Origin of the sequence: Pseudoxanthomonas sp. X-1, assembly GCF_020042665.1 — a bacterium.
GTDB classification, from domain to species: Bacteria; Pseudomonadota; Gammaproteobacteria; order Xanthomonadales; family Xanthomonadaceae; genus Pseudoxanthomonas_A; species Pseudoxanthomonas_A spadix_A.
The window spans coordinates 3673361-3700072 of record NZ_CP083376.1 but is presented as its reverse complement, the minus strand read 5'-3'; the positions used below and the strand labels follow the sequence as shown (position 1 = coordinate 3700072).

Below are 26712 nucleotides of genomic sequence, written 5' to 3'. Positions count from 1 at the left end.
GTCCGTCGGTGCCCGTGCGCGCTCGTCACGGAACACCCGTCAAAGCAATCCTCCGCATCCCAATCCCCAATCCCCAATCCCCAATCCCCAATCCCCAATCCCCAATCCCGAATCCCGAATCCCGAATCCCGAATCCCGAATCCCGAATCCCTCAGATCTCCAGCCTGGTCTCCCCGGCAGAAACCCCCTCAGGACCGAAACGCCGCTCAGCGATCCAGCCGCGGCCGGCGTGGTCGAGGGCGATCAGGGTGCTGGCGCGGGTGCCGTAGCGTGGGTCGGCGATGAAGGGGGCGGACAGGCGGCGCTCCAGGTCCAGCTCGATGCCGGTGTCGGGTAACTGGTCGTCCGGGGCGAGGCTGCGGTCGGCCAGGGCGGCCCACAGCGCCGCCGGGTCCTCGGCCGGGCCGCCCAGCCACTCGGCCAGGGCGGCGCACAGGCGCCGGGTCTTGGGCCAGGGGTCGTCGAACGGGCCGTTGGACACGCCGTGCACGCCCGGCGGCACGGTGCGCGCCCGCGGGCCGGGCCAGTTGCCCACGTAGCGGCAGTCGACCGCGTCGGCCAGCAGCAGGTTGAAGGGCGCGAACGCCGCGGCGCGGGCGTGCAGGGCGTCGGCCGTCTCCGCCGCGGGCGCTGGTCCGGCCAGGAAGTCGGCCACCAGCGCACCGCGCGACGGGGCGCCGGGCGGGGCGGTCAGTCGCGGGTCGCGGACATTGGTCACCACCGCCATCCGTCCCTGCGGCCCGACGCCGGCCCAGCTGCCGCCGGACCGCAGGTCGCGCCCGGCCACCACGCCGGGCCGGTCGGCCCAGGGCGCCAGCGCAGCGGTGGGGCGAGCATGGAATTCGTCGCGGTTGCCGGCCAGGACCAGGCGCCAGCGGGGGTGGGTTTTCCAGGCGATCGCGACAAGGCACATGCGCCCATTGTCGGCCGAGTCTGCGCAGTGCGCGCGTGCGGACGCCTTCCGGGCATTGCCGTGACAGGGGTCACTTCACATCCCCTGCACAGCCCTGAATCCCGGTCCAATCTCAAAATTTGAGACGAAACAGCAACTTGTGGATAAGGCTTGAACAAGTCTCTGAAGTTCTTTGCAAGCCATTGATCCGGATAGTGATTTTCCTGCGTGCGAGTTGTTGACAACCCCTTGCCCGATGCTAATGTGGGCACAAGCGGGAAATCCGGGGTTTCTGTGGTTTTTCGTGGTTCAATGACCGCCGCAGTGCTGAAGTCGAGGTAGAGGGGACGTGTTCCAGGGCGAAACCGCCATCACAGTGGACGACAAGGGCAGGTTGGCGGTTCCCACCGCCTACCGCGACCAGGTCGCGCGCGCGTGCGGCAACCGCCTGGTGCTCACCTACAACCCCTTCGAGGCCGGCTGCCTGTGGCTGTACGACGCCACGGCCTGGGAGCGCGTGCGCGACGAGGTGATGGCCATGCCCAACACCAAGCGCACCGTGCGCACCCTGCAGCAGAAGCTGGTGGGTTCGGCCGCGTTCCTCGAGCTGGACGGCAATGGCCGGGTGACCGTGCCGCCGAGCCATCGCGCCGCGGTCGGCATCGAGAAGAAGGCCGTGCTGTTGGGCATGGGCGACAAGTTCGAACTATGGAGCGAGCAGGCGCACCGCGCGCAGATCCAGCAGACCCTGTCTGACGAGGATCTGGGCGAGGAGCTGCTCGAGCTCAGGCTGTGACGGCAGGTGCCCGGATGCGCCCCGACGCGCAGCCCGGCCACCTCCCGGTGATGTTCGCCCAGTGCATGGAAGGGCTGCGGGTGAAGGTGGACGGAACGTATCTGGACGGCACGCTCGGCCGCGGCGGCCATGCGCGCGGCGTGCTGCAACGACTCGGCCCGGGAGGCCGACTGCTGCTGATGGACAAGGACCCAGACGCGATCGCCCATGCGCACGCCGTGTTCGACGGCGACGCGCGCGTGTCGATCTATCGCGGCAGCTTCGCCGAGCTGGCGCAGTGGGACGCCACGGCCGACGGCCTGGATGGCGTGCTGCTGGACCTGGGCGTGTCCTCGCCGCAGCTGGACGTGGCCGAGCGCGGCTTCTCCTTCGGCAAGGACGGTCCGCTGGACATGCGCATGGATCCTGACGCGGGCGAGAGCGCCGCGCAGTGGCTGGCGCGCGCAGAAGAGCCCGAGATCGCCGACGTGCTGTGGCAGTACGGCGAGGAGCGCATGAGCCGGCGCATCGCCCGCGCCATCGTCGCGCGCCGCGGCGAGGCCCCGCTGACCCGCACCGCGCAGCTGGCCGAGCTGATCGCCAGCGTGATGCCGCGCGGCAAGGACAAGATCCACCCGGCCACGCGCAGCTTCCAGGCCATCCGCATCCACATCAACCGCGAGCTGGCCGACCTGGAGCTGGGCCTGGACGCGGCGCTGTCGCGGCTGAAGGTCGGCGGCCGGCTGGCGGTGATCAGCTTCCATTCGCTGGAAGACCGCATCGTCAAGCGCTTCATCGCCGGCTATGCCAAGGCGCCGGCCGGCAACCGCCGCCTGCCGGTGGCGCAGGACTTCACGCCCACGCTGAAGATCATCCAGGACGCGGCCCGCGCCGACGCCGAGGAAACCGCCACCAACCCGCGCGCCCGCAGCGCGGTGCTGCGCGTGGCCGAGAAGCTGGGGCAGGTCGCATGACCCGCCTGCTGCTCATCGTCGTGATCGTGGCCAACATCGCCACCGCCATCGCGGTGGTATACGCGCGTCACCAGCACCGCGTGCTGTTCGTCCAGCTCAACCAGCTGGACAAGGCGCGCGACGAGCTGAACATCGAGTTCGGCCGGCTGCAGCTGGAGCAGGCCACCGTCGGCGAGAGCAACCGCGTCGAGCGCATCGCGCGCGAGCGCCTGGGGATGAAGTCGCCCGAATCGGCCGACGTGGTGGTGATCCGCCCATGAGCCTGCGCGAGGCCATCGAGCGCGTGATCAAGCGCAACGGCGAGCGCAAGGGCGCGCTGCCGCGCAACCGCAACCGCGCGCGCTACGACCTGCGCAACCGCCTGCTGCTGGTCGGCGGCGCGCTGGTGCTGTGCTCGGTCAGCCTGGTCGGCCGCGCCGCCTACGTGCAGCTGATCAACAGCGACTTCTACCAGAAGGAAGGCGACGCACGGTTCACCCGCGAACTGGCCATCCCGACCTCGCGCGGCATGATCACCGACCGCAACGGCGAGCCGCTGGCCGTGTCCTCGCCGGTGGAGTCGGTGTGGTGCGATCCGCGCGAACTGCTCAAGTCGCCCGACCGCCTGCCCGAGCTGGCCCAGGCGCTGGGCGAGCCGCTGGAGAGCCTGACCCGCCGCGTCAGCCAGAAGGCGGACAAGGAGTTCATGTATCTCAAGCGCCGCATCAACCCCGATGCGGCCAAGGCGATCCTGGCCCACGGCGTGCCCGGCGTGTACTCGCAGCGCGAGTACAAGCGCTTCTACCCGCAGGGCGAGGTGATGGCCCACATCCTGGGCTTCACCAACATCGACGACCGCGGCCAGGAAGGCCTGGAGCTGGCCTTCGACGACTGGCTGCGCGGCAAGCCTGGCCTGAAGAAGGTCATCCGCGACCAGGCCGGCCACATCGTGGAGAACATCGACCTGGTGCGCCCGGCGCAGCCGGGCAACGACCTGACCCTGAGCGTGGACCGCCGCATCCAGTACATCGCCGCGCGCGAACTGCGCCGCGCGATCGACGACAACCAGGCCGCCGGCGGCTCGGTGGTGATCCTGGACGTGGCCACCGGCGAGGTGCTGGCCATGGTCAACCTGCCCACGTTCAACCCCAACGCGCAGGATCTGGGCAAGCCGGACGCGCACCGCAACCGCGCGGTCACCGACCTGGTCGAGCCGGGCTCGACGATGAAGCCCATCACCATCTCCACCGCGCTGGCGGCGGGCGTGGTCACGCCGAGCACGCTGATCGACACCAACCCGGGCTACATGGCGCTCAAGGGCGGCTTCACCATCCGCGACGTGCCGCGCAACAACGGCGTGCTGACCGTGGGCGGGGTGATCACGCACAGCTCCAACATCGGCGCGGCCAAGATCGCCGACAAGATTTCGGACCAGACCTTCTACAACACGGTCAAGGCCTTCGGATACGGCAGCAAGCCGCATAGCGGCTTCCCGGGCGAGGCCACCGGCACGGTGCCTTCGCCGGGCAGCCCCGGCTGGTACGGCACCACCAAGACCACCATGGCCTACGGCTATGGCCTGAACGTGTCGCCGCTGCAGATCGCCCGTGCCTACGCGACCATCGGCAACGGCGGCATGCTGGTCACCCCGACCTTCATCAAGGGCATGCGCAGCGAGAACAGCGTGCAGGTCGTGCCCCGGGAGGTGACCAAGCAGGTCATCGCCATGATGGAGACCGTGGTCACCCAGGGCGGCGCCAAGGATGCGGCCGTGCCGGGCTATCACGTGGCCGGCAAGACCGGTACCGCGCGCATCGCCTCGGGCGGCAGCTACGCCTCGGGCCACTACACCGCGCTGTTCGCCGGGCTGGTGCCGGCGACCAATCCGCGCTTCGTCATGGTCACCGTGATCCGCGACCCGCAGGCCGGCAAGTACTACGGCGGCCTGGTGTCCGCGCCGGTGTTCCACAACGTGATGGAAGACGCGCTGCGCCTGATGGACGTGCCGCCGGACGACATCGACAGCTGGCTGGCCGCGCAGGCCAAGGACGAGGCCAAGCGCGCCGCGCAGGCGCCCAAGCGTCCGCCGACCGTCGCCGCGCTGCCCAAGCCGTTGCCCGCGCCGATCCAGGCCAAGGCCGAGCCGGCGCTGCCCAGGAGCCTGGAATGAGCCGCGCCATGGCCCTGTCCGCGCTGCTGCCCGACGTGCCCGCCGTCCCGGCGGGCCTGATCGTGCACGGGCTCACCCAGGACAGCCGCAGCGTGCGGCCGGGCGATGCCTTCGTGGCCATCGGGCCGGTCGACAACAGCCCCTCGACCTGGCACGGGCTGGGCTTCGTCGAGCAGGCGCGCGCCGCTGGTGCGGCGGCGATCCTGTTCGAACCGCCGGCGCCCGAAACGCTGCCGGCCCCGGCCGATGCGATCGCGGTGCCCGGCCTGCGTCATCGGCTGGGCACGATGGCCGACACCTTCTACGGCCACCCCTCGCGGCAGATGACCGTGGTCGGGGTGACCGGTACCAACGGCAAGACCTCCTTCGTGCAGCTGCTCGGCCAGGCCTGGCAACTGCTCGGCGTCACCGGCGGCAGCATCGGCACGCTCGGCGCCGGACTGTACGGGCAGGTGCAGCCGACCGGGTTCACCACGCCGCTGGTGCTGCAGACCCACGCGCTGCTGGCGCAGCTGCACGAGGCCGGCGCGCAGGCGGTGGCGATGGAAGTCAGTTCGCACGCGCTGGTGCAGACCCGCGTGGACGCGGTCGCCTTCGACGTGGCGGTGTTCACCAACCTCACCCGCGATCATCTGGACTACCACGGCACCATGGAAGGCTATGGCGCGGCCAAGGCGCGGCTGTTCCAGCGCGCCGGCCTGCGGGCCGCGGTGGTTAACCTGGACGATGCTTTCGGCGCGACCCTGCCGGGCAAGCTGGCCGACGGGGTGCAGCTGGTCGGCGTCAGCGCGCTTGGCGCGGCGCAGGCCGCCGTGCAGGCGCGCGATGTCGTGCTGGATGCGGCCGGCATCGGCTTCACGCTGGCGATCGGCGAGGCCGTGCACCCGGTGCGCTCGCCGCTGCTGGGCCGCTTCAACGTGGACAACCTGCTGGCGGTGGCCGGCGTGCTGCATGCCACCGATGTCGCGCCAGCGCGCATCGCCCAGGTGCTGGCGCAGCTGCAGCCGATCCATGGCCGCATGAACCGCCTTGGCGGCGTCGATGGTCAGCCGCTGGTGGTGATCGATTACGCGCACACCCCGGACGCGCTGCAGCAGGCCTTGACCAGCCTGCGCGGCCACCTCGAAGGGCGCCTGATCTGCGTGTTCGGCTGCGGCGGCGACCGTGATCGCGGCAAGCGGCCGCAGATGGCGCGCATCGCGCAGGAACACGCCGATGCGGTGATCGTCACCGACGACAATCCGCGCAGCGAGGATGGCGATGCCATCGTCGCCGACATCATCGCCGGCTTCGACCCGCAGGGCGCGACCTTCGAGGTGCAGCGCGATCGCGCGCGCGCCATCGCCCAGGCCGTGGGCCAGGCACAGGCCGGCGACATCGTGCTGATCGCCGGCAAGGGGCATGAGCCCTACCAGGAAATCCACGGCGTCAGGCATCCCTTCGACGACACCGTGCAGGCGCGCGCCGCGCTGGAGGGCCGCATGGCCCTGGACCAGGACCTGGAGGCGCGGCGATGAACCGCCTGCCCCTGTCGCTGATCGCGCACCTGGCCGGTGGCGAGCTGCACGGCGAGGACGTCACCGTGGCCGCGGTGTCCAACGACACCCGCGCGCTGCGCCCGGGCAGCCTGTACGTGGCCCTGCGCGGTGAACGCTTCGACGGCCACGACTTCATCGCCCAGGCCGCCGCGCAGGGCGCCGGCGCCCTGCTGGTGGATCACGCCGTGGACAGCGCGCTGCCGCAGGTGGTGGTGGCCGACACGCAGCAGGCGCTGGCGCGCCTCGCCGCCGGCCTGCAGCGCGATCGCGCGGGCAAGGTGGTGGCCATCACCGGCAGCAACGGCAAGACCAGCGTCAAGGCGCTGGTGCTGGCCATCCTCGAGCGCGCCGGCCAGACCTGGTCGACGCCGGGCAACCGCAACAACGAGATCGGCCTGCCGCTGGCGGTGATCGAGGCCCCGGACGCGGCCGAGTACGCCGTCTACGAGATGGGCGCCGGCAAGCCGGGCGACATCGCCTACCTGACCGACATCGCCCGCCCCGACGTGTCGCTGGTCAACAACATCGCCCCCGCGCATCTGGAACGCATGGGCAGCCTGCTCGGCGTCGCCCGGACCAAGGGCGCGATCTACAGCGCGCTGCCCGACACGGGCGTGGCGGTGATCAACGCCGACGATGCCTTCGTCGAATACTTCGCCGGGCTGGCCTCGGGCCGGCGCGTGCTGCGCTTCGGCCTGGAAGGCAGCGCCGAGATCCGCGCGCGCGACATCGTCACCGACGCCGAAGGCTCGCGCTTCACCCTGATCACCCCGCAGGGCGAAGCGCAGGTGCGCCTGCCGCTGCCGGGCCGCCACAACGTGCGCAACGCCCTGGCCGCCACCGGCCTGGCGCTGGGCTGCGGCGTGGCGCTGGCCACCATCGTCGAAGGCCTGCAGGCCGCGCGCCCGGTCGCCGGCCGCCAGGTCTCGCATACGCTGCCCTCGGGCGCGATGCTCATCGACGACAGCTACAACGCCAACCCCGGTTCGCTGGCCGCCGCGATCGACACGCTGGCCGCCACCACCAGAAACGGCTGGCTGGTGCTGGGCGACATGCGTGAACTCGGCCCGGAAGGCGCGGCGCTGCACGCCGCCGCCGGCGCCCAGGCCAGGCAGGCCGGCATCGCCCGCCTGTACGCGCTGGGCGAACTGAGCGCCCACGCCGCCGCGGCCTTCGGCGAGGGCGCGCGCGTGTTCGACACGCACGCCGCGCTGGCCGAGGCGCTGGCCGCGGAGCTGGACGCGTCCGCGTCCGGTCCCGCTTCGCCGGCCTCGCGTCCCGTGATCCTGGTCAAAGGCTCGCGCGGCAGCGCGATGGACCGCATCGTCACCGCGCTGCTTCCCGCCGCGCCCGCGCAATCCACGGGAGGCACCGCGCATGCTGCTTGAACTGGCCCGCTGGCTGAGGCAACTGGACTCGGTCTTCGCGATCTTCAACTACCTGACCCTGCGCGCGATCCTGGCGGCGTTGACCGCGCTGTTCCTGTCGCTGTGGATGGGTCCGGCAGTGATCCGCCGGCTGGCGCAGTTCAAGGGCGGCCAGCCGATCCGCAGCGACGGCCCGCAGACGCATTTCTCCAAGGCCGGCACGCCGACCATGGGCGGCGCGCTGATCCTGATGACCGTGCTGATGGCCACGCTGCTGTGGGGCGACCTGCGCAACCGGTACGTGTGGCTGGTGCTGGCGGTGATGGTGGCCTTCGGCGCGATCGGCTGGTACGACGACTGGATCAAGATCGTGCGCCGCGATCCCAACGGCCTGAAGTCGCGCTGGAAATACCTGCTGCAGTCGATCTTCGGCCTGGCCGCGGGCATCTTCCTGTGGCACACCGCCGACGTGGCGGCGGCGACCACGTTCTACATCCCGCTGTTCAAGGCCGTGGCGCTGCCGCTGGCCGGGGTGGGCTTCGTCACCATCGCCTACTTCTGGATCGTGGGCTTCTCCAACGCGGTCAACCTCACCGACGGCCTGGACGGGCTGGCGATCATGCCGACCGTGCTGGTGGCCTGCGCGCTGGCGGTGTTCGCCTACGCCTCGGGCAACGTGGTGTTCTCCAACTACCTGCAGATCCCGCAGGTCCCGGGCGCGGGCGAACTGGTCATCATCTGCGCGGCCATCGCCGGCGCGGGCCTGGGCTTTCTGTGGTTCAACACCTACCCGGCGATGGTGTTCATGGGCGACATCGGCGCGCTTGCGCTCGGTGCGGTGCTCGGCACCATCGCGGTGATCGTGCGCCAGGAACTGGTGCTGGTGGTGATGGGCGGCATCTTCGTCGTCGAGACGCTCTCGGTGATGATCCAGGTCGCCAGCTTCAAGCTCACCGGCAAGCGCGTGTTCCGCATGGCGCCCATCCATCACCACTTCGAACTCAAGGGCTGGCCCGAGCCGCGCGTCATCGTCCGGTTCTGGATCATCTCGGTGATCCTGGTCCTTGTCGGCCTGGCCACGTTGAAGGTGCGCTGATGAACGACTTCCGCAAGCAGGCCATGCGCCTGGAATCGATCGGGGGCCAGTACGACTTCTGGCTGGTGGCGGCCGCCGCGGCGCTGGCGGCGATCGGCGTGGTGATGGTGGCTTCGGCCTCGATCGCCATGGCGGCCACGCCGTACTACTACCTGAGCCGCCACGTGGTGTTCCTGGCGCTGGGCGTGGGCCTGGCCATCACCGCCATGCGCATGGAGCTCAAGTCCATCGAGAAGTACAACCAGCTGCTGCTGCTGGGCTGCTTCGCGCTGCTGGTGGTGGTGTTCGTGCCGGGGCTGGGCAGCACGGTCAACGGCGCGCGGCGCTGGATCAACCTGGGGTTCACCCGCTTCCAGACGGTCGAGGCGGTCAAGGTGCTCTACATCGTCTGGCTCGCCAGCTACCTGGTGCGCTTCCGCGACGAGGTCAACGCGACCTGGGGCGCGCTGATCAAGGCCATTGGCGTGGTGCTGGTGCTGATCGCGCTGCTGCTGCTGCAGCCGGACTTCGGCTCGTCCACGCTGCTGCTGGGCATCACCGCCGGCATGCTGATCCTGGGCGGCGCCAACCTGCCGCGCATGACCATGCCGGTGCTGGCGCTGCTGCCGGCGCTGGTGGCGCTGGTGGTGTTCGAGCCCTACCGCATGCGCCGCGTGACCTCCTTCCTGGATCCGTGGAAGGACCAGCTGGGCTCGGGCTACCAGCTGTCCAACGCGCTGATGGCCATCGGCCGCGGCGAATGGACCGGCGTGGGCCTGGGCAGCTCGGTGCAGAAGCTCAACTACCTGCCCGAGGCGCATACCGACTTCATCTTCTCGGTGATCGGCGAGGAGCTCGGCTTCCTCGGCGTGTGCGCCATCATCGGCCTGTACGCGCTGCTGGTCGGCCGCGCGCTGTACGTCGGCTACCGCTGCGTGGGCCGCAACCGCCATTTCGCCGGCTACATCGCCTTCGGCATCGCGCTGTGGATCGGCATGCAGGCCTTCGTTTCGATCGGCGTCAACCTGGGCCTGCTGCCGACCAAGGGCCTGACCCTGCCGCTGATCTCCTCCGGTGGTTCGTCGGTGCTGATGACCTGCGCGGCGATGGGCCTGCTGCTGCGCGTGTCCTACGAACTCAGCCGCGCCGAGAAGCACATCGCCCTGACCCGCGGTGAGACCGTGGTCGTCGCCGATCCCAAGACGCCGGCCTCCAGGCCCGCGCGCGACGCCGAACCCGAGGCGCCGGCACCGGCCAAGGCCGCCGCGCGCGGCAACGCGCGCCCGCAGCGCATCGAACCCACCTTCGAGCGCATCGGATGACGGCAGGCAACGCCCCCGTGATGATCCTGGCCGGCGGCACCGGCGGCCACATTTTCCCCGCGCTGGCCGTGGCCAAGGTGCTGCGTGCGCGCGGCGTGCCGGTCACCTGGCTGGGCGCCGACGGGCAGATGGAGACGCGCCTGGTGCCGCAGCACGACATCGCGCTGGACACCATCGCGGTCAAGGGCCTGCGCGGCAAGGGCGCGGCGGCGCTGTTCGGCGCGCCCCTGCGCATCGCCGCGGCGGTCATGGCCGCCGCCGGTGTGCTGCGCCGGCGCGCGCCGCGCGCGGTGATCAGTTTCGGCGGCTATGCGGCCGGCCCGGGCGGCGTGGCCGCCCGGCTGCAGGGCCGGCCGCTGCTGGTGCACGAACAGAACCGCGCGCCGGGCATGACCAACAAGCTGCTGTCCAAGGTGGCGCGGCGCGTGCTGACCGGCTTCCCCGGCAGCTTCGCCGTGCGCGAGGAAGCCGTCGGCAACCCGGTGCGCGAGGAGATCGCCGCCATCGCCCCGCCGCGCGAGCGCCTGGTCGGTCGCGAAGGCCCGCTGCGCCTGCTGGTGCTGGGCGGCAGCCAGGGCGCGCGCGCGCTCAACACCGCCGTGCCGCAGGCGCTGGCCGCGCTGAAGCTGGACGCGCAGGTGCGCCATCAGTGCGGCGAGAAGCTGCGCGCCGAGGCCGACGCGGCCTATGCGCAGGCCGGCGTGAGCGCCAGCGTGGAGAGCTTCATCGCCGACATGGCGCAGGCCTATGCCTGGGCCGACCTGGTGGTCTGCCGCGCGGGCGCCTCGACCCTGGCCGAGCTGTGCGCCGCCGGCGTCGGCAGCGTGCTGGTGCCCTTCGCCGCGGCGGTGGACGACCACCAGACCCGCAACGCGCAGTACCTGGTCGAACACGGCGCCGCCGTGCTGCTCAAGCAGGACGACAGCTTGAGCGTGCACCTGCAGCGGGTGCTGGCCGTGCTCTCGGCCGACCCGCAGCGCCGGCTGGACATGGCCATCGCCGCGCGCGGGCTGGCCCGCATCGATGCGGCCGAACGCATCGCAGACATCATCTTGGAGGAAGCCGCATGATTTCCGCGGCGCGTGAACGCCGGCTGCAGAACACCGGCAACCTGGCCCAGGCCTTTCGCCGCGTGCATTTCGTCGGCATCGGCGGCTCGGGCATGAGCGGCATCGCCGAGGTGCTGTGCACGCTGGGCTACGAGGTCTCCGGTTCGGACGCCTCGGAGAACGCGGCGACCCGGCGCCTGGCCTCGCTCGGCGCGCGCGTGATGCGCGGCCACAACGCCTCCAACGTGCTGGGCACCGACTGCGTGGTCGTCTCCAGCGCGATCAAGGCCGACAACCCCGAGCTGATGGAGGCGCGCAGCCAGCGCATCCCGATCGTGCCGCGCGCGATGATGCTGGCCGAACTGATGCGCTTCCGTCGCGGCATCGCCGTGGCCGGCACGCACGGCAAGACCACCACCACCTCGCTCACCGCCGCGGTGCTCAGCGAGGGCGGCCTGGACCCGACCTATGTCATCGGCGGCCAGCTGCTCTCGGCCGGCGCCAACGCCAAGCTCGGCGATGGCCAGTGGCTGGTGGCCGAGGCCGACGAGAGCGACGGCAGCTTCCTGCGCCTGAACCCGCTGATCGCGGTCATCACCAACATCGATGCCGATCATCTGGAGAACTACGGCAACGACTTCGCGCGCGTGCAGGCGGCCTTCGCCGAATTCCTGCAGCGCCTGCCGTTCTACGGCCTGGCCGTGCTGTGCGTCGACGATCCGGAAGTGGCCGCGCTGGCCGCCGAGACGCCGCGCCACGTGATGACCTACGGCCTGTCCGACGGCGCCGACATCCGCGCCGAGAACGTGGTGCAGGAGGCCGGGCGCATGCGCTTCACCCTGTGCCTGCCCGAGGACGTCTCGGTTGGCGTGACCCTGGCGCTGCCGGGCAAGCACAACGTGCTCAACGCCCTGGCCGCCGCCGCGGTGGGCTGGCAGCTGGGCGTGCAGCCGGGCACGATCGCGCGCGCCCTGGCCAACTTCTCCGGCATCGGCCGGCGCTTCAACGACCTGGGCGCCATCGACACCGGGCGCGGCGCGACCGTGCAGCTGATCGACGACTACGGCCACCATCCGAAGGAACTGGCCGCGGTGTTCGCCGCCGCGCGCGGCGGCTGGCCGGACAAGCGTCTGGTCGTCGCGTTCCAGCCGCACCGCTACAGCCGCACCCGCGATCAGTTCGACGCCTTCGCCGCGGTGCTGAGCGAGGTCGATGCACTGGTGCTGAGCGAGGTCTATCCGGCCGGCGAGGCGCCGATCGCCGGGGCCGACGCCAAGTCGCTGGCGCGCGCCATCCGCGCGCGCGGCCGCAACGAGCCGGTGGTGGTCAGCCGCGTGGCCGACCTGGCCACCGTGCTGCCCGACGTGCTGACCGATGGCGACCTGCTGCTGATGATGGGCGCCGGCGACATCGGCGCGGTCGCCCAGCAGATCGCCGCGCAGGGCTTCGCCCCGGGAGGCCAGGCATGAGCGCGACCTCGCTTCCGTCCTCGCGCATCTCGGATGCGGCCGCATTCGGTCGCGTCGCGGTGCTGATGGGCGGCACCTCCAGCGAGCGCGAGGTGTCGCTGAACTCCGGCGCCAACGTGCTCGAGGCGCTCACCGCGCGCGGCGTGGATGCGTTCGCGGTCGACGGCATCCCCGCGCTGGCCGCGCTGCTGGCGCAGGGGGGCTGCGATCGAGTGTTCAACGTCCTGCACGGCCACAACGGCGGCGGTGAGGACGGCGTGGTCCAGGGGCTGATGACCGCCTTCGGCGTGCCCTACACCGGCTCGGACGTGCTCGGCTCGGCGTTGAGCATGGACAAGGTGCGCACCAAGCAGGTGTGGCTGTCGCTGGGTCTGCCGACCCCGCGCTACGTGCGCCTTGCGGCGACGGCCGATGCGGCCGCCGTGCACGCCGCGGCCGCGGAGCTGGGCCTGCCGGTGATCGTCAAGCCCGCCAACGAAGGCTCCAGCGTCGGCGTCACCCGCGTGTTCGAGGACGCGCAGCTGGACGAGGCGGTGGCGCTGGCCGCGCGCTACGACGGTGAGCTGCTCATGGAGCAGCTGGTGGTCGGCGACGAGCTGACCGTCGGCATCCTCGGCCAGACCGCGCTGCCCTCGATCCGCATCGTGCCCAAGGGCGCCTGGTACGACTACAACGCCAAGTACATCGCTGAGGACACCCAGTACCTGTGCCCCGGTCTGGAGGGACAGGCCGAGGACGAGATCCGGCGCATCGCGCTGGCCGCCTTCAACGCCGCCGGCTGCGGCGGCTGGGGCCGCGTGGACGTCATGCGCGACGCCGCCAGCGGCGCGCTGTTCCTGCTGGAGGTCAACACCGCGCCGGGCATGACCAGCCACTCGCTGGTGCCCAAGGCCGCGCGCCAGGCCGGGCTGGGGTTCGAGGACCTGTGCTGGCGGATCCTGGAGCAGACGGTATGAAGCCGGGATTCGGGATTCGGGATTGGGGATGGGTCGACAGCGGCGCCGCATGCGTCGCCGCGGCCGTTTCCCATCCCCAATCCCGAATCCCGAATCCCGCGCGCGGAGCGCGCCCATGAGCAACGCCCTGCGCGTGCTGACCTGGATCCTGGCGCTGGCGCTGGTCGCCCTACCGGTCGTGGCCGTGTTCAACGGCTGGATCGGCGCCGAACGCTGGCCGCTGAAGCGGCTGCGCGTCGGCGGCGAGCTGCACCGCGTCGATCCGGCGCAGCTGCGCGCGGTGGTGCTGCCGTATGCGGCACGCGGCTACTTCGCCGTGCAACTGAGCGATGCGCAGCGCGCGGTCGAGCGGCTGCCCTGGGTCGAGCGCGCGCAGGTGCGCAAGCGCTGGCCGGACGTGCTGGAAGTGACCGTGATCGAGCACAAGCCGTTCGCCCGCTGGGGCAGCGACAAGCTGCTATCGGTGGACGGCGCGCTGTTCCCGCTGCCCAGGAACGTCGACGCCAGCGCGCTGCCGCAGCTCGGCGGTCCGGAGAGCCAGGTGGCCGAGGTGGTGTCCCTGTACAACGAGTCGACCCAGCTGTTCGCGCCGCTGGGGCTGAAGGTGGACGCGCTGGCGATGGACGCGCGCGGCAGCTGGTCGCTGACCCTCGGCAATGGCCTGAATGTGGTGATCGGTCGCGCCGACGCCCGTCCGCGCCTGCAGCGCTTCGTGCGCCTGCTGCCGCGCCTGCTCGGCGACCCGCGCCAGCTGGCCAGCGTGGACCTGCGCTACACCAACGGCTTCGCCCTGACCTGGGGCGCCGACAGGGCCCCGGGCCCGGCAAGCAGGGACGCGGGCGCAACCCCTCCGGCCAGTCCGCTGCCGCCTGCCGTGGATGCCCAGGCCATGCGCGCTGTGCGCGATGCAAGGACGTTCGCCCTGCGCCTGCCGGCATCGATCCAGCGCATGCGCGCGCTGCTGGCCCCGACCTCCGCTTTCAATCCTCTTCCCAGTACAACCTCATGAACCGCAAGGGCGACAAATCCCTGATCGTCGGACTGGACATCGGCACCTCCAAGGTGACCGCGCTGGTCGGCGAATATTCCCCGGGCAACCCGATCGAGGTGATCGGCATCGGCAGCCATGAGTCGCGCGGGCTCAAGCGCGGCGTGGTGGTCGATATCGAATCGACCGTGCAGTCGATCCAGCGCGCGGTGGAGGAAGCCGAGCTGATGGCCGGTTGCGAGATCCGCAGCGTCTACGCCTCGATCTCCGGCGCCCACGTGCAGTGCAAGAACTCGCCCGGCATCGTGCCAATCCGCGACGGCGAGGTGACCTGGGCCGACCTGGACCGCGTGCTCGACGCCGCCAAGGCCGTGGCCATCCCGGCCGACCAGAAGATCCTTCATGCCATTCCGCGCGAGTACAAGCTGGACAACTCGCAGGAAGGCATCCGCAATCCGGTCGGCATGACCGGCGTGCGCCTGGAAGTGGACGCGCACCTGGTGGTCTGTGCGCAGTCGGCCGCGGCCAACATCTCCAAGTGCGTGCAGCGCTGCGGCCTGCAGATCGACGACCTGATCCTGTCCTCGCTGGGCTCATCGGTGGCGGTGCTCACCGCCGACGAGCGCGAGCTGGGCGTGGTCCTGGTCGACATGGGCGCCGGCACCACCGACCTGGCGGTGTTCGTGCACGGCGCGATCTGCCACACCGCCTCGCTGCCGATCGCCGGCGACCACGTCACCAACGACATCGCGCACATGCTGCGCACGCCGACCCCGGAAGCCGAGCAGATCAAGGTGCGCTACGCCTGCGCGCTGGCCCAGCTGGCCACCGCCGAGGAGTCGATCCAGGTGCCGTCCGTGGGCGATCGTCCGCCGCGGCGCATGCCGCGCCATTCGCTGGCGCAGGCGGTGCAGGGCCGCTACGAGGAGATCTTCGAGATGGTCCAGGCCGAGCTGCGCCGCTCCGGCTTCGAGGAGCTGGTGCGCGCCGGCATGGTGCTCACCGGCGGTGCCTCGAAGATGGAAGGCGTGGTCGAGCTGGCCGAGGAGATGCTGCAGATGCCGGTGCGCATCGGCATCCCCCAGCACGTCACCGGCCTGGGCGAAGTGGTCGGCAACCCGGTCCACGCCACCGGCGTGGGCCTGCTGCTGATGGGCAGCCAGATCGAGCATCCGCGCCGGCCGTCGCTGCCCACGGGCAAGGCCGGCAGCCTGTTCAAGAAACTGCAGAACTGGTACCGCGGCGAATTCTGATTCGACGCGGCAAGAGGCACGACGCCGACGCGAGGGCGCGCCGGCGTGAGGCGAGGGCAGGGACAACGGGATTTGAGCGTCACCCAGCTGTATTCAAAAGACATACCCACACAAAGATGAGGACAACGGACATGGCACATTTCGAACTGGTTGAAACGATGGCTCCCAACGCGGTGATCAAGGTCATCGGCGTGGGCGGCGGCGGCGGCAACGCCGTGGCGCACATGGTGGCCAGCAGCGTGGACGGCGTGGAGTTCATCACCGCCAACACCGACTCGCAGGCGATCAAGAACTGCGGCGCCAAGCAGCAGCTGCAGCTCGGCGGCAACGTCACCAAGGGCCTGGGCGCGGGCGCCAACCCGGAAGTCGGCCGCCAGGCCGCGCTGGAAGACCGCGACCGCATCATCGAGGCGCTGACCGGCGCGGACATGGTGTTCATCACCGCCGGCATGGGCGGCGGCACCGGCACCGGCGCCGCGCCGGTCGTGGCGCAGCTGGCCAAGGAGATGGGCATCCTGACGGTGGCCGTGGTCACCAAGCCGTTCCCGTTCGAGGGCCGCCGCCGCATGCAGGTCGCGCTGAAGGGCATCGAGGAACTCTCCACCCACTGCGACTCGCTGATCACCATCCCCAACGAGAAGCTGATCACCGTGCTGGGCCGCAACGCCACGATGATCCAGGCCTTCCGCGCCGCCAACGACGTGCTGCTGGGCGCCGTGCAGGGCATCGCCGACCTGATCGTCCGTCCGGGCCTGATCAACGTCGACTTCGCCGACGTGCGCACCGTGATGAGCGAGATGGGCCTGGCCATGATGGGCACCGGCGCCGCCCGCGGCGACGACCGCGCCCAGGCCGCCGCCGAGGCCGCGATCCAGAACCCGCTGCTGGACGACGTCAACCTGTCCGGCGCCAACGGCATCCTGGTCAACATCACCGCCGGTCCGGACTTCACCATGGCCGAGTTCGACGAGGTCGGCCGCACCGTGGAGGGCTTCGCTTCGGAGGACGCCACCGTGGTGGTGGGCACCGTGCTCGACCCGAACATGCAGGACGAAGTCCGCGTGACCGTGGTCGCCACCGGCCTGAACCGCACCGTCGCCCGTCAGCCGGTGCGCGGCAGCGACCTGGGCGGCGGCTACCAGCCGCGCGAGACGGTGCGTGCGCCGATCAAGCTGGTGCGCGATGCCACCACCGGCCTGCCGGTCGACGCGGTGCCGCTGCCCAACGCCGCGACCACCGGCAAGATCGACCCGGTGATGGGCGCCACCCAGGGCCTGGGTCTGCGCCGCAACGCGGGCGCGGAGCCGAGCATCGGCGGCGCGGCCGCGGCGGCCGAGCTGCCGGACAACTACCTGGACATCCCTGCTTTTCTGCGCCGCCAGGCCGACTGAAGGCCATCCATGGCGGAACAGGATGAGCACGGCTACGCCGGCCCGGCCCTCCCTGGCCGGGCGTTCGCGGCTTGCGAGGCAGTGCCTCGCAAAGCAAGCCGCTCACCCTGCGCCGCCAGGCCGACTGATCCACCGCTTCACCCCGCCTCGCGCGGACCGGCGAAGTTCGCCGTGACGCGTCGGGCGGGCGCAATCGTAGTGAACCGTGACGTGTCCAAGTGATTTTCCCGCCGGGCCGGCGAGCCCGGTCCGGCGGGCTTTTCACGGTGAGGATGCGCGCCGCCCCGTCGGACGCGATGTCCGTGCCGTGACACGCTTCCATTCAGGTTCAGACCCGGGTGGTATCATCACGAATTGTTGACATTTTGCGTGCGAGCTCCCGATGATCCCCCAGCGCACCCTCAAGAACGTGATCCGCGCCACCGGCGTGGGCCTGCACAGCGGCAACAAGGTCTTCATGACCCTGCGCCCGGCGGCCCCGAACACCGGCGTGGTGTTCCGTCGCGTCGATCTTGATCCAGTGGTGGAGATTCCGGGCGATGCCTCGCTGGTCACCGAGACCACGCTGTGCACGGGCCTGAGCTGCGGCCCGGCCAAGGTCCAGACCGTCGAACACCTGATGTCGGCCCTGGCCGGCCTGGGCATCGACAACATCTATGTCGAACTGTCCGCGGCGGAACTGCCGATCATGGACGGTTCGGCCAGCCCGTTCGTGTTCCTGCTGCAGTCCGCCGGCATCGTCGAGCAGAACGTGCCCAAGCGCTTCATCCGCGTGACCAAGCCGGTGGAAGTGCGCGACGGCGACAAGATCGCGCGGTTCGAGCCCTACGACGGCTTCAAGCTGGGCTTCACGGTCAAGTTCGACCATCCCATGATCCCGGCCTCGCAGTCGCGCGCCGAGGTGGACTTCTCCACCGGCGGCTACATCCGCGAGGTCGCGCGGGCGCGCACCTTCGGCTTCATGCGCGATCTGGAGTACATGCGCGAGCGCAACCTGGGCCTGGGCGGCTCGATGGACAACGCGATCGTGCTGGACGAGTTCCGCGTGCTCAACGACGACGGCCTGCGCTACGCCGACGAGTTCGTGCGCCACAAGATCCTGGACGCCATCGGCGATCTCTACCTGGCCGGGCACGCGATCCTGGGCAAGTACGAGGGCTACAAGTCCGGCCACGCGCTCAACAACACCCTGGTGCGCGCGCTGATCGCCCAGACCGACGCCTGGGAAGAGGTGTCCTTCGGCCCCGAAGCCACCGAGCCGCCGCCGCCGATCCATTACGCCGCCACGCCCGCGCTGGCGCACTGAGCGCCGGCGCCCGTCGGATAGGCCCGACCAGACGATTCGCCGAACCGTGAATCAATCGCCTGAACAGGCGACGGTTAACTCTTTTCTAACTTCCAGCTAACGACTGGCCCATCCCGGGCCGGTACGATGCCTGCCGGCCTTCCACCCGGTCTTAACGTTTGGACCTGGGACGCGGCCCTGCTGTTTCACCCGCGCCTGGCGCGGGAGACGCCTCCAGCATCTCCATCGCCTCGCGCAGGGCGGCACGCGCGACCGGGGAGCCCGTGCCGGCGGCCTGGCCCGTCGTGTCGGCCTGGAACAAGGGTTGCAGCGAAGTCCGGGCGATCACGGAGTTGATCCCAAGACCGAGGGAGCGGGCGACTTCGACCAGGTGTGCGGAGGCCAGGCGGAGCTTGGCGTTCCAGACCGGCGAATCCACCACGAAGACCAGACGGTCCCCCGTCACATTGGCCAGCCGGCAGTGCGCGGCCAGCGCCGGGGGCAGACAGGGGCGCAGTTGCTGTTCCAGCGCGTCGAGCCGGATGGCATGACGCAGCGGATCGGCCGCCGCCGACGCCAGCGCGGCCTCCAGGGCCGGCACCGGCGCCGCCGGCCGACGCGACTGGGACTTGGCTTGAGACATCGACATTCCATGAGCTTCAACAACGTTCTTCACAATACGCGCTCCTGGGCACGCCATCACCTGGCGCTGCGCACCATCCAGGCGCGCCGTTTCAGCCACGCCCGCCCGCTGGCCAGCGCCGGCATCCTGCTCGCCGTCGGCCTGCTGGCCGGCCTGGCCGCGCGCAGCGCCTTCGGCCTGGCGCAGGTGTCCTACCTGCAGGCCAAGACGGCCCACCAGCAGGCCGAGCTCGAGCAGGTCAAGCGCGGCGCGCAGCAGGAGATCAACGCCATGTCCGCGCGCCTGGGCGAGCTGCAGGCCCAGGCCAACCGCCTCAACGCACTGGGCGAGCGGCTGACCCAGATGGGCAAGCTGGACGACGGCGAGTTCGACTTCAACGAGCCGGTCGGCGTGGGCGGCCCGGAAGGCGCGGTCAGCGACATGCCGCCGCGCGAGCTGGCGCAGGGCCTGGACGCGCTGGGGGCCAAGTTCGACGCCTCCGGCCAGCAGCTGTCGGTGCTCGAATCGCTGCTGTTCAACCGCCAGCTGGACCGCAACGCCACGCCCTCGCGCATGCCGCTGGCCAATACCTACATCACCTCCGGCTTCGGCGGCCGCGCCGATCCGTTCGGCGGCGGCGGCGAGCGCCACAAGGGCATCGACTTCAAGGCCAACGTCGGCGATCCGGTCATGGCCGTGGCCGACGGCGTGGTCAGCTTCGCCGGGGTCAAGAGCGGCTACGGCAACGTGGTCGACATCGACCACGGCAACGGCTATGTGACCCGCTACGCGCACAACTCGCGCGTGGTGGTGAAGCCGGGCGACCTGGTGCGCGCGGGTCAGGAAGTGGCCAAGGCGGGCTCGACCGGGCGTTCGACCGGCGCCCACGTGCATTTCGAGGTCTGGCAGGACGGCCAGGTGGTGAACCCGAGCAAGTTCCTGGGCCAGGGCCCCACCCCGGTGGGCGTGCGCGGCCGCGGCTGAGACGCCGCCCGCGGGGCGCCTTGATTCGATCAGCGGCGCCCCAAGCTACAATGTCGTGTTCTCGTGACGGGGCGCCTTGCGCCCGCGTCGTGTTTTTCGGCATCCGGCCTTGGGGAAGCAAAGAGGCCAGCGGTGGTGCCGACGCTCCTTCCCATTCCGGTTCTTCTTCATGATCAACAGCTTGCTCACCCGCGTCTTCGGCAGCCGTAACGAACGCCTGCTCAAACAGCTCGATCGCCTGGTGGTGCGCATCAATGCGCTGGAACCGGAGCTGCAGAAGCTCAGCGACGAGGAACTGAAGGCCAAGACCCCCGAATTCCAGAAGCGCGTCGCCGAGGGCGAGGCGCTGGACAAGATCCTGCCCGAGGCCTTCGCCGTGTGCCGCGAGGCCTCGCGCCGCGTCCTGGGCCTGCGCCACTACGACGTGCAGCTGGTCGGCGGCATGGTGCTGCACCTGGGCAAGATCGCCGAGATGCGCACCGGCGAGGGCAAGACCCTGGTCGCGACCCTGGCCGTGTACCTCAACGCGCTGGAAGGCAAGGGCGTGCACGTGGTCACGGTCAACGACTACCTGGCCCGCCGCGACGCGGCGCAGATGGGCAAGCTGTACAACTGGCTGGGCCTGAGCGTGGGCGTGGTCTACCCGGGCATGCCGCACGGCGACAAGCGCGCCGCCTACGCCAGCGACATCACCTACGGCACCAACAACGAGTTCGGCTTCGACTACCTGCGCGACAACATGGCCATGGCGCGCGAGGACCGCTACCAGCGCCAGCTCAACTTCGCCATCGTCGACGAGGTCGACTCGATCCTGATCGACGAGGCGCGCACGCCGCTGATCATCTCCGGCCCGGCCGACGATTCGCCGGAGCTGTACGTGCGCGTCAACCGCATCGTGCCGGCGCTGATCAAGCAGGAGAGCGAGGAAGGCGAGGGCGACTACTGGGTCGATGAGAAGTCCAAGCAGGTGCACCTGTCCGAGGCCGGCCAGACCCACGCCGAGGACCTGCTGCGCCAGGCCGGCATCCTGAAGGACGACGAGGACGATGGCCTGTACTCGCCGCAGAACCTGGGCGTGGTCCACCACCTCAACGCCGCCCTGCGCGCCCATGCCATCTACCAGCGCGACGTGGACTACATCGTGCGCGACGGCGAGGTGGTGATCGTCGACGAGTTCACCGGCCGCACGCTGGTGGGCCGGCGCTGGTCCGACGGCCTGCACCAGGCGGTCGAGGCCAAGGAAGGGGTGCAGGTGCAGCGCGAGAACCAGACGCTGGCCTCGATCACCTTCCAGAACCTGTTCCGCATGTACAACAAGCTGGCCGGCATGACCGGTACGGCGGACACCGAGGCCTACGAGTTCCAGAGCATCTACGGCCTGGAAGTGATCGTGATCCCGACCCACCGGCCGACCATCCGCAAGGATTCGCCGGACCAGGTGTTCCTCAACCGCAAGGGCAAGTTCAACGCGGTGCTGGCCGACATCCAGGACTGCTACAAGCGCGGCCAGCCGGTGCTGGTGGGCACCACCTCGATCGAGACCTCGGAGATGCTCTCCGAGCACCTGCGCAAGAACAAGGTCCCGCACGAGGTGCTCAACGCCAAGCAGCACGAGCGCGAGGCCTCGATCGTCGCCAACGCCGGCCGCCCCGGCGCGGTGACCATCGCCACCAACATGGCCGGCCGCGGCACCGACATCGTGCTGGGCGGCTCGCTGGAGGCCGAACTGGCCGCGCTGGGCGAGGACGCCTCGGAGCTGGAGATCGCCCGCGTGCGTTCGGAGTGGAAGACCCGCCACGAGCAGGTCAAGGAAGCCGGCGGCCTGCACATCGTGGGCACCGAGCGCCACGAGAGCCGCCGCATCGACAACCAGCTGCGCGGCCGCTCCGGCCGCCAGGGCGACCCGGGGTCCTCGCGCTTCTACCTGTCGCTCGAAGACAACCTGATGCGCATCTTCGCCAGCGACTGGGTGCAGAAGGCGATGAAGCTGATCGGCATGAAGGAGGACGACGTGATCGAGGATCGCCTCGTCAGCCGCCAGATCGAGAAGGCCCAGCGCAAGGTCGAGGCGCACAACTTCGACATCCGCAAGAACCTGCTGGACTTCGACGACGTCAACAACGACCAGCGCAAGGTCATCTACGCCCAGCGCGACGAGCTGCTGGACGCCGAGTCGGTGAAGGAGAACATCGAGGGCATCCGCGGCGACGTGGTCGCCGACCTGGTCGCGCGCCATGTGCCGGCCAATTCGGTCGACGAGCAGTGGGACCTGGCCGGCCTGCAGGCCGAGCTGGCCGCCGAGGCCGGGCTGGACCTGCCGGTGACGCAGTGGCCGACCCAGTTCGAGGAACTGGACGCCGAGCGCATCGAGGCGCTGGTACAGGAGGCGATGGACGCGCACTTCGTGCAGAAGGAAGAACAGATCGGCGCCGAGACCATGCGTGCGCTGGAGAAGCACGTGATGCTGACCGTGCTCGACAAGGGCTGGAAGGAGCACCTGGCGCGCATGGACTATCTGCGCCAGGGCATCCACCTGCGCGGCTACGCGCAGAAGCAGCCCAAGCAGGAGTACAAGAAGGAGGCCTTCGAGCTGTTCTCCGAGATGCTGGAAGGCGTCAAGCGCGAGGTGATCACCATCCTGGCGCGCCTGCGCATCCGCAGCGAGGAGGAAGTGGCCGAGCTGGAAGCCCAGGAGCGCCGCATCGCCGAGGCCCAGCAGCGCGCCATGCAGTTCCAGCATGCGCCCACCGGTGGTTATGGCGCCGACGAGGAAGCCGCGCAGGTGCAGGCCGCACAGGCGGCCGCGGCCGCCGCGCCAGCCACGGTGTTCCGCGACGAGCCCAAGGTCGGCCGCAACGATCCCTGCCCCTGCGGCAGCGGCAAGAAGTACAAGCACTGCCACGGCCAGCTGAGCTGAGCGGTTGAGCACGCGTTGAAAGACGAAAAGCCCGGATGAGCTCCGGGCTTTTTTTGTGCTTCACCCGATCGACTGGCCTGGGAGCGTGTGTGCTGCGGCCTCGGGCGTTCACCGCCCGCCGCCCGCTGCCGCGAGCGGCGCGTCAGCAGGCCTCTACTCGAAAGTCGAAGGACGTCTCGCGTGCCTCGCGGGGTGCCGACCGGATCACGGTGGGAGCCGCCATGGCGGCGATGAGGCTTTCCCGGGAGAGCCCCATCGCCGCCATGGCCGGCTCCACCGAAACATAGGGAGCTGTTGGCGCTCTCTAATCCCATCGCGCCCTGGACGGATGCCGCGCCAGAGCGCGCACGCGGCAGGGTCGACGCTGTCGGTTGAGTGCATGCACTGGCGCGGTCCGCGCTCGGCCCGCGCTCCAACAGATAATCTTTTTGTTGCGCTGTGAACGGCTAGCGCGTCTGCGGCTTTTTCGCCGGGGCGAAGCCCGGCTGGCCTTCCTGTTCGGCCAGCTGCGGCACGCGCACCAGCTTGCCCGTGTCCACGCCGTGGGCGCGCATCCGGGCCACCAGCTCGGCGTACTGCGCATCGGGCAGGTCAGCGGTGCGCGAGAAGATCCAGGCCAGGTCGCGGCCCGGATAGTCGACCAGCGCCCAGGAGTAGTCCGGCGCGGTCTCCAGGATGCGGTACTTGGTCGGGATCACGCCGAAGAACCAGGTGGTCCAGCGCCGGTTGCCGGTGCCGGCCTTGACCGTGGCGCGCGAATCCAGGGTCTTGACCGGCTCGCCGAAGCCTTCCTGATAGACGTAATGCACGGCGATGCCGCCGCCCGGCTTGAGCCGGTACTCGTCGCGGCTGGCGACATGGCCGCGCTCGCCGAAATAGGGCACATGGGCGATCACGTGCCAGGCGCCCATGAAGCGCGGCAGGTCGATCGGCGGAGCGGCGTCGGTACTTGTGGTCGGCATGGGCACGGTCCCGCAGGCGGCGATCAGGGGCAGCAGCGCCAGGGCCAGCAGGTGGCGGCGCTTCCGGGGCGAGGCGATGGTCGGCAGGGCGGGCATCGGCGAGCAGGCTAGGCCGGCCGGCGTCAAGGCCGCGTTCGCCCGCGCGGCGGTCGCAACCGGTGAGAAGGGGCGCGGGCAGCCTGCGCTTCCACACCCGACCGGATGCACCGCCATGGCCTACGTTTCGCACGCTGCCCGCACCGCTTCCCACGCCGATCCGCGCCTGGAGCTGACCCTGCGCACGATCGCGCTGACCGGTCTGGCCCTGGTGGTCCTGCTGCCGGGCGCGCGCGGATCGACCGAGGCGCTGGGCTGGACGCCGCTGTGGCTGGCCGGCCTGCCGCTGGTGGCCTGGTGGTCGCTGCACCGCTTCCGCCTGCCGTCCTGGCCCGCGCCGGCCCAGGCCGCCACGGAACTCGCGCCGCGGCGTCGGCGCGGCGGTCAGCAGGCGCGCCGGCGCCGTTCGATGACCATCGGGTCACGCAGCCGCTCGCCCGCCCGCGTGGCCTGACCTTCGGCACGGGCAGGGCACCGCGAGGGCTGTGCTAGCGTGCGGCGGCTGCAATGCCTCGTACGGAGCCCGCCTTGAACCGATTCGCCCTCGCCCTGGTCGCAGGCCTTGCCGCCGCCAGCGCCCATGCCCAGGAGACCCCCGTGGACAACGACCCCTACCAGTGGATGGAAGAGGTCGAGGGCGCCCGGCCGCTGGCCTGGGTCAAGGAGCACAACGCCGTCACCGAGGCGCAGCTGGCCGGCACGCCGCAGTTCAAGCAGCTGGAAGGGCAGATCCGCGCGATCCTGGACTCTGACGCCAAGATCCCCTACGTCAGCAAGATCGGTGACTACTACTACAACCTGTGGAAGGACAAGGACCACGCCCGCGGCGTCTGGCGCCGCACCACGCTGGCCGAGTACCGCAAGCCCAATCCCACCTGGGAAACCGTGCTGGACCTCGATGCGCTCAACGCCGCCGAGCACGAGACCTGGGTCTGGCACGGCGCCGAATGCCGCAAGCCCGACTACACCCGCTGCCTGATCGCGCTCTCGCGCGGCGGCTCGGATGCCGACGTGACCCGCGAGTTCGACCTGACCACCAAGACCTGGGTCAAGGACGGCTTCTACCGGCCGGCGGCCAAGGGCGGGCTGGGCTGGATCGATGCCGACACCGTCTATGTCTACACCGACTTCGGCGACGGCAGCCTGACCACTTCGGGCTATCCGCGCATCGTCAAGGAATGGAAGCGCGGCACGCCGCTGGCCTCGGCCAAGCTCGTCTACGAGGGCAAGCCGGAGGACATGTACATCGCCGCCGCGCATGACGCCACGCCGGGCTTCGAGCGCGACTTCGTCACCCGCACCATCGCCTTCTACAACGACGAGCTGTATCTGCGTAGCAAGGATGGAACGCTGACCAAGATCGATGCGCCCAACTCGGCGCAGAAGACCGTGCAGCGCGAATGGCTGGCGCTGGAACTGCGCGAGCCGTGGACCGTCGGCGGCAAGACCTACAAGGCCGGCTCGCTGCTGGTCGCGCGCTTCGACGACTTCATGGCCGGCAAGCGCGACTTCGAGGTGCTGTTCGAGCCGACCGACACGACCTCGCTGGCCGGGGTCACCTTCACCCGCCACCACGTCGTCCTCAATGTCATGCAGGACGTCAAGAACCGCCTCAGCGTACTGACCCACACCGAGGGCAAGTGGGTGTCCACGCCGCTGAAGGTGGGCGACTCGGCCTTCGGCGCGATCAGCGCCAGCGCCGTGGACGGCGACGACTCCGACGCGCTGTGGCTGACCGTCACCGACTACCTGACGCCGACCACGCTGATGCTGGCCGACGCCAACGCGCCGACGGCCGCGCTGACGCCGTTGAAGACGATGCCGACCTTCTTCGACGCCTCGCGCGATGTGATCGAGCAGCACTTCGCGACCTCCAAGGACGGCACGCGCGTGCCGTACTTCCTGGTGCGGCCCAAGGACCTGAAGTACGACGGCCGCGCGCCGACCCTGCTGTACGGCTATGGCGGCTTCGAGATCTCGATGACGCCCGGCTATTCCGGCGGCATCGGCAAGGGCTGGCTGGAGAGGGGCGGCGTGTACGCGGTGGCCAACATCCGCGGCGGCGGCGAATACGGCCCGCGCTGGCACCAGGCCGCGCTCAAGGCCAACCGGCACAAGGCCTACGAGGACTTCGCCGCGGTGGCCCAGGACCTGGCCGCGCGCAGGATCACCTCGCCCGCCCACCTGGGCGCGATGGGCGGCAGCAACGGCGGCCTGCTGATGGGCAACATGCTGACCCAGTATCCGCAGCTGTTCGGCGCGATCGTGGTGCAGGTGCCGCTGCTGGACATGAAGCGCTACAGCCATCTGCTGGCCGGCGCCTCGTGGATGGCCGAGTACGGCAACCCGGACACGGCCGACTGGGACTACATCAAGACCTTCTCGCCGTATCACCTGTTCGACGCCAGCAAGGACTACCCGCCGACGCTGTTCCTGACCTCCACCCGCGACGACCGCGTCCATCCCGGTCACGCGCGAAAGATGGCGGCCAGGATGCTCGACGCCGGCAAGAACGTGCGCTACTACGAAAATATCGAGGGCGGCCACGGCGGCGCGGCCAACAACGCCCAGTCCGCGCACATGAACGCGTTGGCCTACACCTTCCTGTGGGAACAGCTGAGCAAGTGAAATGAGTCGCCGCCGCACTG

The 26712-nt window shown here is 70.1% G+C and carries 22 protein-coding genes; 19 read left to right on the top strand and 3 right to left on the bottom strand.

Annotated elements, in window-relative coordinates:
• Positions 1-151: 151 nt before the first annotated feature.
• A complete protein-coding gene (locus LAJ50_RS16675) occupies positions 152-913 on the bottom strand; it encodes an NRDE family protein (protein ID WP_138653488.1) in 762 nt (253 codons plus the stop codon).
• A 328-nt stretch (positions 914-1241) separates the two neighbouring features.
• Here LAJ50_RS16675 and mraZ point away from each other — a divergent pair, with 328 nt between their 5' ends.
• The 15 genes from mraZ (at position 1242) to lpxC (ending at position 18504) form a co-directional block, all read left to right on the top strand.
• On the top strand, positions 1242-1688 hold the full coding sequence (gene mraZ / locus LAJ50_RS16670; protein ID WP_130515456.1) for a division/cell wall cluster transcriptional repressor MraZ: 447 nt from the start codon (positions 1242-1244) through the stop codon (positions 1686-1688).
• Positions 1689-1702: 14 nt separating this feature from the next.
• On the top strand, positions 1703-2641 hold the full coding sequence (gene rsmH, locus LAJ50_RS16665; protein WP_130550206.1) for a 16S rRNA (cytosine(1402)-N(4))-methyltransferase RsmH: 939 nt from the start codon (positions 1703-1705) through the stop codon (positions 2639-2641).
• On the top strand, positions 2638-2901 hold the full coding sequence (ftsL, locus tag LAJ50_RS16660) for a cell division protein FtsL (RefSeq protein WP_130515460.1): 264 nt from the start codon (positions 2638-2640) through the stop codon (positions 2899-2901). Before rsmH ends, ftsL begins: the two co-directional genes overlap by 4 nt.
• Complete coding sequence (locus LAJ50_RS16655; RefSeq protein WP_130550205.1) at positions 2898-4790, top strand: penicillin-binding protein 2; 1893 nt, start codon at positions 2898-2900, stop codon at positions 4788-4790. The genes ftsL and LAJ50_RS16655 overlap by 4 nt, the downstream gene beginning before the upstream one ends.
• Positions 4787-6307, top strand: coding sequence for a UDP-N-acetylmuramoyl-L-alanyl-D-glutamate--2,6-diaminopimelate ligase (locus LAJ50_RS16650; protein ID WP_130550204.1), 1521 nt, complete (start codon positions 4787-4789; stop codon positions 6305-6307). The genes LAJ50_RS16655 and LAJ50_RS16650 overlap by 4 nt, the downstream gene beginning before the upstream one ends.
• Entirely contained in the window at positions 6304-7716 is a 1413-nt protein-coding gene (gene murF, locus LAJ50_RS16645; protein ID WP_138653486.1) for a UDP-N-acetylmuramoyl-tripeptide--D-alanyl-D-alanine ligase, read from the top strand. The genes LAJ50_RS16650 and murF overlap by 4 nt, the downstream gene beginning before the upstream one ends.
• Positions 7706-8791, top strand: a complete 1086-nt coding sequence (gene mraY, locus LAJ50_RS16640) for a phospho-N-acetylmuramoyl-pentapeptide-transferase (RefSeq protein WP_130550202.1) — start codon at positions 7706-7708, stop codon at positions 8789-8791. The genes murF and mraY overlap by 11 nt, the downstream gene beginning before the upstream one ends.
• Positions 8791-10092 (top strand): putative lipid II flippase FtsW, encoded by a 1302-nt coding sequence (ftsW, locus tag LAJ50_RS16635; RefSeq protein ID WP_138653484.1) that lies wholly within the window; start codon positions 8791-8793, stop codon positions 10090-10092. Before mraY ends, ftsW begins: the two co-directional genes overlap by 1 nt.
• On the top strand, positions 10089-11162 hold the full coding sequence (murG, locus tag LAJ50_RS16630) for an undecaprenyldiphospho-muramoylpentapeptide beta-N-acetylglucosaminyltransferase (RefSeq protein WP_138653482.1): 1074 nt from the start codon (positions 10089-10091) through the stop codon (positions 11160-11162). The genes ftsW and murG overlap by 4 nt, the downstream gene beginning before the upstream one ends.
• Positions 11159-12610 (top strand): UDP-N-acetylmuramate--L-alanine ligase, encoded by a 1452-nt coding sequence (gene murC, locus LAJ50_RS16625; RefSeq protein WP_130550199.1) that lies wholly within the window; start codon positions 11159-11161, stop codon positions 12608-12610. The genes murG and murC overlap by 4 nt, the downstream gene beginning before the upstream one ends.
• A complete protein-coding gene (locus tag LAJ50_RS16620; RefSeq protein WP_130550198.1) occupies positions 12607-13566 on the top strand; it encodes a D-alanine--D-alanine ligase in 960 nt (319 codons plus the stop codon). Before murC ends, LAJ50_RS16620 begins: the two co-directional genes overlap by 4 nt.
• Before the next feature lie 115 nt (positions 13567-13681).
• On the top strand, positions 13682-14575 hold the full coding sequence (locus LAJ50_RS16615) for a cell division protein FtsQ/DivIB (RefSeq protein ID WP_138653480.1): 894 nt from the start codon (positions 13682-13684) through the stop codon (positions 14573-14575).
• The gene (ftsA, locus tag LAJ50_RS16610; protein WP_130515479.1) at positions 14572-15807 is read left to right on the top strand and encodes a cell division protein FtsA; all 1236 of its coding nucleotides are present in this window, start codon (positions 14572-14574) and stop codon (positions 15805-15807) included. Before LAJ50_RS16615 ends, ftsA begins: the two co-directional genes overlap by 4 nt.
• Positions 15808-15938: 131 nt before the next feature.
• Positions 15939-17198 carry a cell division protein FtsZ gene (gene ftsZ / locus LAJ50_RS16605; protein ID WP_130550196.1) on the top strand — a complete coding sequence of 420 codons (1260 nt, stop codon included), beginning with the start codon at positions 15939-15941 and terminating at the stop codon, positions 17196-17198.
• Positions 17199-17580: 382 nt separating this feature from the next.
• Positions 17581-18504, top strand: coding sequence for a UDP-3-O-acyl-N-acetylglucosamine deacetylase (lpxC, locus tag LAJ50_RS16600; protein ID WP_138653478.1), 924 nt, complete (start codon positions 17581-17583; stop codon positions 18502-18504).
• Positions 18505-18655: 151 nt separating this feature from the next.
• Here lpxC and LAJ50_RS16595 read toward each other — a convergent pair whose 3' ends face one another.
• On the bottom strand, positions 18656-19126 hold the full coding sequence (locus LAJ50_RS16595; RefSeq protein WP_171044609.1) for a DUF721 domain-containing protein: 471 nt from the start codon (positions 19124-19126) through the stop codon (positions 18656-18658).
• Between the two features lie 9 nt (positions 19127-19135).
• Here LAJ50_RS16595 and LAJ50_RS16590 point away from each other — a divergent pair, with 9 nt between their 5' ends.
• On the top strand, positions 19136-20089 hold the full coding sequence (locus LAJ50_RS16590) for a M23 family metallopeptidase (protein WP_138653474.1): 954 nt from the start codon (positions 19136-19138) through the stop codon (positions 20087-20089).
• A gap of 169 nt (positions 20090-20258) precedes the next feature.
• On the top strand, positions 20259-23006 hold the full coding sequence (gene secA, locus LAJ50_RS16585) for a preprotein translocase subunit SecA (protein WP_138653472.1): 2748 nt from the start codon (positions 20259-20261) through the stop codon (positions 23004-23006).
• Positions 23007-23452: 446 nt separating this feature from the next.
• On the opposite strand, the gene LAJ50_RS16580 is transcribed toward secA, so the two are convergent.
• Positions 23453-24064, bottom strand: a complete 612-nt coding sequence (locus tag LAJ50_RS16580; protein WP_224096352.1) for a lipocalin family protein — start codon at positions 24062-24064, stop codon at positions 23453-23455.
• Between the two features lie 115 nt (positions 24065-24179).
• On the opposite strand from LAJ50_RS16580, the gene LAJ50_RS16575 reads away from it, so the two are divergent.
• Both LAJ50_RS16575 and LAJ50_RS16570 read left to right on the top strand, forming a co-directional pair.
• Positions 24180-24518, top strand: a complete 339-nt coding sequence (locus LAJ50_RS16575) for a hypothetical protein (protein WP_138653470.1) — start codon at positions 24180-24182, stop codon at positions 24516-24518.
• A 74-nt stretch (positions 24519-24592) separates the two neighbouring features.
• Positions 24593-26692 (top strand): prolyl oligopeptidase family serine peptidase, encoded by a 2100-nt coding sequence (locus tag LAJ50_RS16570; protein WP_138653468.1) that lies wholly within the window; start codon positions 24593-24595, stop codon positions 26690-26692.
• Positions 26693-26712: the final 20 nt, after the last annotated feature.